The organism is Amaricoccus sp. W119 (genome assembly GCF_047275745.1).
Taxonomy (GTDB): domain Bacteria; phylum Pseudomonadota; class Alphaproteobacteria; order Rhodobacterales; family Rhodobacteraceae; genus Amaricoccus.
In genome coordinates this window covers 1-10131 of sequence record NZ_JBKQWU010000083.1, presented here as the reverse complement: position 1 = coordinate 10131, position 10131 = coordinate 1, and the positions used below count along the sequence as shown (strand labels likewise).

Annotated in this window: 10 protein-coding genes; 7 read left to right on the top strand and 3 right to left on the bottom strand. The window is 69.5% G+C overall.

Going from position 1 to position 10131, the window contains the following annotated elements:
* The coding region (locus tag ACLJK8_RS20550) for a hypothetical protein (RefSeq protein WP_413152229.1) at positions 1 to 297 on the top strand (297 nt) is incomplete at its 5' end.
* A 32-nt stretch (positions 298 to 329) separates the two neighbouring features.
* Here the strand turns inward: ACLJK8_RS20550 and ACLJK8_RS20545 are convergent.
* Both ACLJK8_RS20545 and ACLJK8_RS20540 read right to left on the bottom strand, forming a co-directional pair.
* A complete protein-coding gene (locus ACLJK8_RS20545) occupies positions 330 to 1052 on the bottom strand; it encodes an LrgB family protein (protein ID WP_413152228.1) in 723 nt (240 codons plus the stop codon).
* Positions 1049 to 1402, bottom strand: coding sequence for a CidA/LrgA family protein (locus tag ACLJK8_RS20540; protein ID WP_413152227.1), 354 nt, complete (start codon positions 1400 to 1402; stop codon positions 1049 to 1051). Before ACLJK8_RS20540 ends, ACLJK8_RS20545 begins: the two co-directional genes overlap by 4 nt.
* A 206-nt stretch (positions 1403 to 1608) precedes the next feature.
* Here ACLJK8_RS20540 and gpmI point away from each other — a divergent pair, with 206 nt between their 5' ends.
* The 4 genes from gpmI (at position 1609) to ACLJK8_RS20520 (ending at position 6392) form a co-directional block, all read left to right on the top strand.
* Positions 1609 to 3135, top strand: coding sequence for a 2,3-bisphosphoglycerate-independent phosphoglycerate mutase (gene gpmI, locus ACLJK8_RS20535; protein WP_413152226.1), 1527 nt, complete (start codon positions 1609 to 1611; stop codon positions 3133 to 3135).
* Positions 3132 to 4508 carry a murein hydrolase activator EnvC family protein gene (locus ACLJK8_RS20530; RefSeq protein WP_413152225.1) on the top strand — a complete coding sequence of 459 codons (1377 nt, stop codon included), beginning with the start codon at positions 3132 to 3134 and terminating at the stop codon, positions 4506 to 4508. Before gpmI ends, ACLJK8_RS20530 begins: the two co-directional genes overlap by 4 nt.
* A gap of 10 nt (positions 4509 to 4518) precedes the next feature.
* Positions 4519 to 5859 (top strand): S41 family peptidase, encoded by a 1341-nt coding sequence (locus tag ACLJK8_RS20525; RefSeq protein WP_413152224.1) that lies wholly within the window; start codon positions 4519 to 4521, stop codon positions 5857 to 5859.
* Positions 5859 to 6392 (top strand): RNA pyrophosphohydrolase, encoded by a 534-nt coding sequence (locus ACLJK8_RS20520; RefSeq protein WP_413152223.1) that lies wholly within the window; start codon positions 5859 to 5861, stop codon positions 6390 to 6392. Before ACLJK8_RS20525 ends, ACLJK8_RS20520 begins: the two co-directional genes overlap by 1 nt.
* Before the next feature lie 50 nt (positions 6393 to 6442).
* On the opposite strand, the gene efp is transcribed toward ACLJK8_RS20520, so the two are convergent.
* On the bottom strand, positions 6443 to 7006 hold the full coding sequence (gene efp, locus ACLJK8_RS20515) for an elongation factor P (protein ID WP_413152222.1): 564 nt from the start codon (positions 7004 to 7006) through the stop codon (positions 6443 to 6445).
* 216 nt (positions 7007 to 7222) lie between these two features.
* Here efp and ACLJK8_RS20510 point away from each other — a divergent pair, with 216 nt between their 5' ends.
* Both ACLJK8_RS20510 and rpsD read left to right on the top strand, forming a co-directional pair.
* Positions 7223 to 8734 carry a DEAD/DEAH box helicase gene (locus ACLJK8_RS20510; RefSeq protein WP_413152221.1) on the top strand — a complete coding sequence of 504 codons (1512 nt, stop codon included), beginning with the start codon at positions 7223 to 7225 and terminating at the stop codon, positions 8732 to 8734.
* Positions 8735 to 8940: 206 nt separating this feature from the next.
* A complete protein-coding gene (gene rpsD / locus ACLJK8_RS20505) occupies positions 8941 to 9561 on the top strand; it encodes a 30S ribosomal protein S4 (protein ID WP_413152220.1) in 621 nt (206 codons plus the stop codon).
* The last annotated feature ends 570 nt before the right edge of the window (positions 9562 to 10131 follow it).

The window sequence follows — 10131 nt, the reverse complement described above, 5'->3', positions numbered from 1 at the left end:
GAAGGCGCGCGGGAGCGGGGTCTCCGGGTCGATGGCGGCATGAAGCGCGGCTGGGGGGAGGCGGCGCGCTATGACGGGGATCTCCGCGCCGGATACAAGGGCGGCGGCGGACTGACCGACCGCGTGTTCCGGATACGCTCCCGCGACAGGACGCCAGTCGCGGCCTTCACCGACGTCTCGGACACCGCGCGCCGACGCTGGCACCGGATCAGGGGATACCGGCCGATCCCGCTCGCCGCGCTGGGCCCGGAGCTCGACGCCTGGCACGAACCGGCGGAGGAGCCGCCGGCGGAATAGCGGGCGCTCGGCCCGCGTCGCGGCGCGTCCGCTCAGAGGAAGAGGTTGATCACCAGAACCAGCACCGAGGTCAGCGCGCCGTTGAGGCCGAGCGCGATGCCCGCGAAGGTTCCGGCCTCCTGGCTCACCTGAAACGCGCGCGCGGTGCCGATGCCGTGGCTCGCCACCCCGACCGCGAAACCCCGCGCCGCGAAATCGCGGATACGCATCGCGTTCATGAGCGGTGTCACGATGATCGAACCCAGGACGCCTGTGAAGATGACGAGCACGGCGGCGAGCGCGGGGAGACCGCCGATGGTCTCGGTCAACGCCATGGCGATCGGCGCGGTCGTCGATTTCGCGGCGAGCGAGGCGATCACCTCGCCCGGCGCGCCGAAGAGCCAGGCGATGCCGCAGGCCGAGCCGATCGCCGTCACCGATCCCGCGGCGAGCGCCGCGCACATCGGCACCAGATTGGCCCGGACCCGCGCCCGGTTGCGCCAGAGCGGCACGGCGAGCGCGACCGTGGCCGGCCCGAGGAGAAAGTGCACGAACTGCGCGCCCTCGAAGAAGGTCGGATAGGGCGTGCCGGTGAAGGCGAGGAGCGCGATGAGCAGCCCCGCCGAGATCACCACCGGATTGGCGAGCGGATGCCGCCGGCAGCCGAGCGAGACCAGATCCCCGATCGAGAAGGCGGCGAGCGTCACCGTCAGCCAGAGCAGCGGCGTCGTCGAGAGATAGACCCAGATCTGGTAGAAGGCGGGCGTGTCGGTCACAGCACCGGCCTCGCGGTCATGCGCGCGACGGCCCGGAAGGTCAGGACCGTGACGATCAGCGTGAGCAGGGTCGAGACGACGAGCGCGGCGGTGATCGCCAGCCAATGCGCCTGGATGAGCCCGATCTGCTGCACGACGCCGACCGCCGCCGGGACGAAGAGGAGCGAGAGATGCCCGAGGAGGGTATCGGCCACCTTCTCGAGCGGCTGGCCGGCGCGCCCGGCGGCGAGCATGCCGAGAAAGAGCAGACCCATGCCGACCACGGGCCCGGGAAAGACGAGGCCGAGCGAGCGGACGAGCACCTCGCCCGCGAGCTGGCAGATGAAGAGAAGAGTCAGGGCTTGGATCATGGATGCGCTTCCTGCTGGACGGGACGGCGAGGTTGACCGGAAATCGGCGCCCGGCGCAATCGCCCTCTGGCCCGCGCGGAGGTCGCTGACAGAGCCGGCGATACGGCCAGTGATCCGACCGGGACCGCGTGGGTGGTTCGGTTTGCCAAGCCGGTCGGGCGGCGGTATTGCTGGCCCTCGACAGGAGCAAGGAAGGCAGGTTCCAGATGACAGGGGTCAGACCCGTTGTCCTTTGTATTCTCGATGGCTGGGGGCTTCGGGCCGAGACCGAGGCGAACGCGGTGGCGCTCGCGAACACGCCCACCTTCGACCGCATCTGGTCGGAATGCCCGCATGGGCAACTCGCCGCGCACGGCCCCGACGTCGGCCTGCCCGAGGGACAGATGGGCAATTCCGAGGTCGGGCACATGAATATCGGTGCCGGCCGCGTCGTCTGGATGGACCTGCCCCGCATCGACAATGCGATCAGCGACGGGAGTTTCGCGAGCAATTCCGAGCTTGCCGAGTTCATCGCCACCCTGCGCGAGACCGGCGGTGCCGCGCATCTCTGCGGGCTGACCTCGCCCGGCGGCGTGCACGCGCATCAGCGCCACATGAACGCGGTCGCGAATGCCGTGGCCGCGGCCGGGATCGCGGTCGAGGTGCACTGCTTCCTCGACGGGCGCGACGTGGCGCCGAAATCGGCCGTGGCGCAGATCGCGGAATTCGAGGCCGGACTGCCCGAGGGCGCGCGGATCGCGACGGTTTCGGGGCGCTTCTATGCCATGGATCGCGACAACCGCTGGGACCGGGTGGCGCAGGCGGTCTCGGCGATCATCGCGGGCGAGGGCAAGCGGGCGGCGAGCGCCGAGGAGGCGATCTCCGCCGCCTATGCCGAAGGCGAGACGGACGAGTTCGTGACCCCGACCGTGATCGGCGATTACGCGGGCGCGAAGGATGGCGACGGGCTGACCTTCGCGAATTTCCGCGCCGACCGGGCGCGCGAGATCCTCGCGGCGCTCGTGGCTCCCGAATTCGACGCCTACGAGGTCGGCACGCGGCCGAGATTCGCGACGGTCCTCGGCATGGTTCCCTATTCCGACGCGCTGAACGCCCATATGAAGGTGATGTTCCCGGCCGGCGAGCTTGTGAACACGCTCGGCCACTGGGTCTCCTCGCATGGCAAAAGGCAGTTCCGCATCGCCGAGACCGAGAAGTATCCGCATGTGACCTTCTTCCTCAACGGCGGCGTCGAGACGCCCGAGACCGGCGAGGAGCGCTACATGGCGCCGAGCCCGAAGGTGCGGACCTACGACCTGCAGCCCGAGATGTCGGAGCCGGAGGTGGCCGAGAACCTGACGGCGGCGATCCGCTCGGGTGAGATGGACCTCATCGTCTGCAATTTCGCCAATCCCGACATGGTCGGCCATACCGGCGTGCTGGAGGCGGCGATCAAGGCGGTCGAGGCCGTGGACGACGGTCTTGGCATGGCGCTCGCGGCCGTGAGGGAGATGGGCGGGGCGGCGATCGTCACGGCGGACCACGGCAATTGTGAGACCATGGTCGATCCCGAGACCGGCGGCCCGCATACCGCGCATACGCTGAACCCGGTGCCGGTGGTTCTCGTCAATGGCCCGGAGGGTGCGACGCTTCGCGACGGCCGGCTCTCGGATCTCGCCCCGACGCTCCTCGAACTGATGGGTCTGCCCCAGCCGGCGGAGATGACCGGGCAGAGCCTGATCGTTCGCGCGTGACGACCTCGCCGGGGCGCATCGGGCGGGCCATTCTCGGCGTGGCGCTCGCCGTCGGTCTGGCTCCGGCGCCGCTCGGCGCGACGCCGGCCGAGGATATGGCGGAGGCTGCGAAGCGGATCGGCGCGGCGGGGCGAGAGCTTGCCGAGGCGCGGGACGCGGGCGCGCGCGTCCAGGCGCTGTCGCGGGCGATCGCCGCGTATCAATCCGCGCTCGACACCTTGCGCGCGGGGGTGAGCGGCGCCAATGCGCGGGAGCGGGAGCTGTCGGCGGACCTGGAGACACGGCGGGGCGAGATCCAGCATCTGATCGCCGCGCTCGAAACCATGGGGCGCACGCCGCCGCCGGCCCAGGGCATNGGGGTGAGCGGCGCCAATGCGCGGGAGCGGGAGCTGTCGGCGGACCTGGAGACACGGCGGGGCGAGATCCAGCATCTGATCGCCGCGCTCGAAACCATGGGGCGCACGCCGCCGCCGGCCCAGGGCATGATCCACCCGGACGGTCCGGTCGCCGCGGCCCGCGCGGCCGCGACGCTCTCGAAGCTGACGCCCGCGCTCCACGCCGAGGCGGAAGACCTCGCGCGGGAATACGGCGAGCTCGCCGAGTTGCGCCGGCTCAGGCTCGAAGGCGAACGCGACCTCGCGACCGGGATCGCCGCGCTCGGCGCCGCGCGGACCGAGCTTGGCGAGACGCTGCGCCGGAAGGCGCCGCGCCAGCCGCGGGAAACCGAGGACCCGGCGATGGCGGAGTTCCTCAGGAGCAGCGACACGCTGACGACGCTCGCCGAGAAGCTCGCCGCGCGGGGTGGTGGGCGCCGGGCGGCGGATGCGCCGCCTCCGAAGCTTAGCCGTCCGGTCGTGGGGGAGATCGCGCGCCGCTTCAACGAGGCCGACGCGGCCGGGGTCCGGAGGCCGGGACTGACCATGAGCGCGCCGCCGCTCTCGCTCGTCACCGCGCCCGCTGACGCGATCGTGCGTTACGTCGGGCCGTTTCTCGATTATGGCTACGTGGTCGTCGTCGAGACCGACGACGCGACACTCATCGTGCTCGCGGGATTGGCGCGGGTTCAGGTGGAGACGAGCCAGGCGGTGCGGCGGGGCGATCTGCTCGGGCAGCTCGGCGGGCCGGCCTACGAATCCCGCGACGGCGGCGCGCCCGCGATCGATCTCGGCGAACCTGACCCCGCGGCGATCGGCGACGAGGCCGCGGAAGGCGAGGCCGCCGAGGATCACGGGCCCGGGGAGACCGCGGATGGCGGGTCCGGCGAGGACGATGGTACCGGCGACACTGGCGCGGACGAACTGCTCTATATAGAAGTCAGGCATGGCCGGGGGCCCGTCGACCCGGCGGAGCTGTTTGCAAGCGAGAACGGATAGGAATGACGCGATGAAGAAGTTACTGCTGGCGAGCGCGGCCGGCGCGGTCCTGGGAGTGATTGTCAGCACGCAGTTCGCCGGACCGCTGGTGGCGCAGGAGGCCGACAGGGACAAGTCGGTCTATGAGGAACTCGATCTCTTTGGCGATGTGTTCGAGCGAATCCGCACCACCTATGTCGAGCCCGTGGATGACAAGGAGCTCATCGAGGCGGCGATCAACGGCATGCTGACCTCGCTCGACCCGCATTCGAGCTATCTGCCGCCCGACGACTTCGACGACATGCAGGTGCAGACACGCGGCGAGTTCGGCGGGCTCGGCATCGAGGTGACGCAGGAGAACGGCATCGTCAAGGTGGTGTCGCCGATCGAGGACACCCCGGCCGACCGGGCCGGGATCAAGCCGGGCGATCTCATCACCCAGGTCAATGGCGAGAGCGTGGTCGGGCTCAATCTCAACGAAGCGGTCGACATGATGCGCGGGCCGGTCGGATCGGAGATCACGATCACGATCCAGCGCGAGGGCACGCCCGACCCGTTCGACGTGGAACTCACGCGCGAGACGATCACCGTCTCCGCCGTCAAGAGCCAGCTCATCGACGATGTCGTCGTGCTGCGCGTCTCGACCTTCAACGAGCAGACCTTCCCGAACCTGGAACGGCAGCTCGGCGAGCAGGTCGAGGCCGCGGGCGGGATGGACAATGTGACGGGCTTCGTTCTCGACCTCCGCAACGACCCGGGCGGATTGCTCAATCAGGCGATCTCGGTCGTGGATGCCTTCCTCGAATCGGGCGAGATCGTCTCGACCCGGGGCCGCGATCCGCGCGACAGCGAACGCTACAATGCGAAGCCGGGCGATCTTGCCGAGGGCAAGCCGATGGTGGTGCTGATCAACGGCGGCTCGGCCAGCGCCTCCGAGATCGTGGCGGGCGCGTTGCAGGACCACAGGCGAGCGGTGATCCTCGGCACGCAAAGCTTCGGCAAGGGTTCGGTGCAGACCATCATGCCGGTGCAGGACGATGGCGCGCTCAGGCTCACCACGGCGCGCTACTACACGCCGTCGGGACGCTCGATCCAGGCGCTCGGCATCGCGCCCGACATCGTCGTCGAGCAGCCCGCTCCGGGTTCGGAACCGGCCGAGCCGGAGGAGACGCCGCCCGGCCTGCAGCTGCGCTCCGAGGCGGATCTGCGCGGCGCGCTCTCGAACGATTCGTTGACCGAGGACGAGCAGAAGCAGCTCGAAGCCGCGAAGAAGCATCAGGAAGAGACCGCCAAGCTCCGCGCCGAGGACTATCAGCTGAGCTACGGCGTCGACATGCTGCGCGGCATCTCCTACCTGCGCGCGGAGAACTGATGATCGGGCAAGACCGCGCCGGGGGGCAGGGAGACGCGATCGACCCCGGAACGCTCCCCTACCGGCCCTGTGTCGGCGTGGTGCTGATGAACTGCGAGGGCCTGGTCTTCGCGGGCCAGCGGCTCGATACGCCGGACGCCTGGCAGATGCCGCAAGGCGGGATCGACGAGGGCGAGGCGCCGCTGGAGGCGGCGCTGCGCGAGCTTGGCGAGGAAACGGGTGTTCAGGCGGCTTCGGTGGAATTCATCTGCCAGACCGCCGACTGGCTGACCTACGACCTGCCGCCACATCTGCTCGGCAAGCTCTGGAAGGGCCGGTATCGCGGCCAGCGCCAGATCTGGGCGCTGTTCCGGTTCCATGGCGCGGATGAGGAGGTGCGGATCGACCAGCCGCATCCCGAGTTCGGCTCCTGGGCCTGGATGCGCCCCGAGGATGTCGTGGAGCGCATCGTTCCGTTCAAGCAGCCGGTCTACGCCCGGGTCTTCGAGGAATTCGCGGACCGCATCGGCCCGTCCTCAACCGATCCCGGCTGAGCCGGACCGCCAGTCACGGCCCGCTCAGGCGGGCGGGCCGCACGCGCCCCTCAGGCGCGCTCGACGTATTCCATGGTCTCGGTCGAGACGATCACCGCCTCACCCTCGCCGACGAAGGGCGGGATCATGATCCGCACGCCATTGTCGAGGATCGCGGGCTTGAAGCTGTTGGCCGCCGTCTGGCCCTTCACCGCCGGCTCGGTCTCGGAGACGGTGCAGGTCACCTTGTCGGGCAACTGCGCGTTCAGCGCCTCTTCCTCGTAGTATTCGACGACGATCGTCATCCCGTCCTGCAGGAAGGGCCGGCGGTCGCCGAAGATGTCGGCCGGGATCGTCACCTGCTCGAAGGTCTCGGTATCCATGAAGTGCAGGAGGTCGTCCGACTCGTAGAGGAACTGCTGGTCCTTCTGTTCGAGGCGCACGCGCTCCACCTTGTCGGCCGAGCGGAAGCGTTCGTTGAGCTTGCGGCCGTCGCGGATGTTCTTCATCTCGACCTGGGCGAAGGCGCCGCCCTTGCCGGGCTTCACATGCGCGACCTTGACCGCCACCCAGAGCCCGCCGTCGTGTTCGAGGATATAGCCCGGCCGGATTTCGTTGCCGTTGATCTTGGGCATGGAGCCAGTCCGTTCATGAGTTGGAAATCGCGGCCCGCTATATGCTGAACTTCGTCCGCTGGCAAGTTGCCGGCGGGCGATCCCGCGACCAGACGTCCGGGCCGAAGCCAGCATCTGGCGGCCCCGCGTTCACCGCGCTTCCCCGGGGCTCGCCATGGACCCCGCCGCTCCGCGCTCCGCCGGATCGAGGTCGCGCCTCGCATTCAATGAGTGACGATGATCGGTTTGGAAGGCGTTCCCTCCCTGCTCGCCGCCGCACTTGGCGCGCGCGGGATCCACGAGTTGACCGACGTTCAGGCGGCCGTGCGCGACCTTCCCGATCCCGGGCGGGATCTTCTCGCATCGGCCGCGACGGGCTCGGGCAAGACCGTCGCGATCGGGCTCGCGCCGACGCGGGAGCTCGCCTCGCAGGCGCGCGACGAATTCGGCTGGCTCTACGCCGGGCTCGGCACCCGCATCGCGCTCTGCGCCGGGGGGACCGACCCGGCCGAGGAGGTGGCGGGGCTCAGGCGCGGCGCGGATCTCGTGGTCGCGACCCCGGGCCGGCTGCTCGCGCATCTGCGCCGGGGCACGCTCGATCCCCGCGCGATCACGACCCTCGTGCTCGACGAGGCGGACGAGCTTCTCGCCCGCGGCTTTCGCGAGGAGCTCGACCGGATCGTCGCCGCGCTGCCGCCGGGGCGGCGGCTCATGTTCTCCGCCACGATGACGCCGGGGGTGGAGGCGCTCGCGGCGGCCTATCAGCGCGACGCGCTCCGCCTGCTGATCCACGATCGTATCCGCGCGCCGGTGACCTATGAGGGGATCGCCGTGGCTCCGGGCGATCGGGATCGCGTCGCGGGTAACCTGATCTGTCTCGCCGATCCGGCCCGCGCGCTGGTCTTCCGCGCGCGCCGCGACGGGGTGGCGCCGCTGACGGAGCATCTCGCGAACCGGGGCTTCCGCGCGGTGGCGCTCTCGGGGGATCTCGGTCAGGACGTGCGCGACGCCGCGATCGCGGCGTTCCGCTCCGGGCGGGCGCGGGTCTGTGTCGCGACCGATCTCGCGTCGCGCGGTCTCGATCTGCCGGGGCTCGATCTCGTGATCCACGCCGATGCGCCGCTCTCGCATGAATCGCTCGTGCACCGCTCCGGGCGCACGGGGCGGGCGGGGCGGGGCGGGCGCGTCGTCTTTCTCGTCACACCGGCCGAGCGGCGCCGGGTCGAGATGCTGTTCCGCCGCGCCGGCTTACGCATCTTCTGGCGGGGAGAGCCCGGCGCCGCCGAGGTCGCGGCCTGCGAGCGCGACCGGCTCATGGCGAGCCTCGACGCACCGCCCGGCTTCGCCGAGCCCGGGGCGGGCTTCGCCGGGCCGTCCGGGTCGGGCGCGGAGGCGGATGAAATGGCGCTCGCCATGCTCCGCGCCCTCGGGGCCGACCGTCTCGCGCGCGCGCTCGCCCGCGGCTGGTACGCCGCGCGACCGAGCTTCGCCGCCGCCCCCGCCGAGGCCGTGCCGGACGGCCCGGTCTGGTTCAGCCTCAACCGGGGCGCCGGCGGGCGGGGCGAGGTCCGCCGGCTCCTGCCGCTCATCTGTCGCCTCGGCGGCGCGCGCCGCGAGCAGATCGGCCGCGTGCGCGTCTTCGAGGGCGAGACCCATTTCGAGGTCCTCGCCCCGGCCGTCGCCGGCTTCCTCGCAGCCCTCGGCCGCGATCTCGGCGACCTGGCGCTTCGCCCGCTGCCAGGCGTATGAGGCTCGCCGACAAGCCCCGCGACACGGCTTCCGGCGCTCCGGCATTGACATCCGCCGCGCGATCGCTAGAACGGCGCCGCTCGCCGTCCGTTGGGGCGGAGGGAATGACTGGCGTTCGCGGACCCCGCAAGGGGAAGCCTGTCGGCGGAGGGCAACCTTCGGCAAAGGAGAACGCCGCCCATATTTGTGACTGATAGGAAACCGTCGTGACCAAACGCACGAGTGCGAAATACAAGCTTGACCGCCGCATGGGCGAGAACATCTGGGGCCGTCCGAAGTCCCCGGTGAACAAGCGCGAATACGGCCCCGGCCAGCACGGCCAGCGCCGCAAGACCAAGATGTCGGACTTCGGCACCCAGCTTCGCGCGAAGCAGAAGCTGAAGGGCTATTACGGCGACCTGACCGAGAAGCAGTTCCGCCGCGTCTACGCCGAGGCCAACCGTCTGCGCGGCGACACTTCCGAGAACCTGATCGGCCTGCTGGAGCGCCGGCTCGACGCGGTCGTCTACCGCGCGAAGTTCGTGCCGACCGTTTTCGCCGCCCGCCAGTTCGTGAACCACGGCCACGTGCAGGTGAACGGCCGCCGCGTCAACATCGCCTCCTACCAGGTGAAGGAAGGCGATGTCGTCTCGCTCCGCGACAAATCGCGCCAGCTCGCCATCGTGCTGGAAGCCGCCGGCTCGCCCGAGCGCGACACGCCGGAATATCTCAACGTCGATCACTCGAAGATGACGGCCGAGTTCGTCCGCACCCCGGCGCTCTCGGACGTGCCGTACCCGGTGATGATGGAACCGAACCTCGTCGTCGAGTTCTACGCGAAGAACTGATTTCGGTTCTTGCGAAGGTTTTGGGGAAGGGCCGTCCGGTGGGGCGGCCTTTTCTATTCTGCCAGTTGTCTCCGTCGCTTGAACCTACCGGGCGACCACGCTGAGCGGAACGCCATAACCGCTGCTCGATTGGGCAACGCAGAATGGTCCCGAAGGTCGTACGATCATGGCAGATGACGATACGATGGGGGCTACTTGAGCCTCGGACGCCGTACACATTCTGCTCGGAATGAGCTGGTATCCCTTGCGCATCATGCATTGCTCAACGGCGCTCTCGCGTAGTTGCGAATTGGCATCATAGCTGTAGGTGTCGCCACCGTAGGTTTGCCCGCCCTGAATCTGACCGCCCGTGGTCGTGCAAATTCCACCGTAGCAGGACGTGGTCATGGGAGTAAAATAGGTCGGCGTGGTGTAGGTAGGAGTCGTCGCTAGCTGCACGTTGGGAGCAACCCGGTGATCGTGTCCCGCGGGGTGGTGTAGCTGAGGCGGTCATCGGGTTTCTCGGTAGGGTCGGGTCGCAACCGCCAACCTGAACCGAGGCATGCCCCCGATGACCAAGCCTATGATGGA

Excerpts from the sequence above, each read along its gene's own strand:
- ACLJK8_RS20540 (WP_413152227.1), bottom strand. The coding sequence starts at position 1,402 with ATGATCCAAGCCCTGACTCTTCTCTTCATCTGCCAGCTCGCGGGCGAG.
- gpmI (WP_413152226.1), top strand. The coding sequence starts at position 1,609 with ATGACAGGGGTCAGACCCGTTGTCCTTTGTATTCTCGATGGCTGGGGG.
- ACLJK8_RS20525 (WP_413152224.1), top strand. The coding sequence starts at position 4,519 with ATGAAGAAGTTACTGCTGGCGAGCGCGGCCGGCGCGGTCCTGGGAGTG.
- ACLJK8_RS20520 (WP_413152223.1), top strand. The coding sequence starts at position 5,859 with ATGATCGGGCAAGACCGCGCCGGGGGGCAGGGAGACGCGATCGACCCC.
- efp (WP_413152222.1), bottom strand. The coding sequence starts at position 7,006 with ATGCCCAAGATCAACGGCAACGAAATCCGGCCGGGCTATATCCTCGAA.
- ACLJK8_RS20510 (WP_413152221.1), top strand. The coding sequence starts at position 7,223 with ATGATCGGTTTGGAAGGCGTTCCCTCCCTGCTCGCCGCCGCACTTGGC.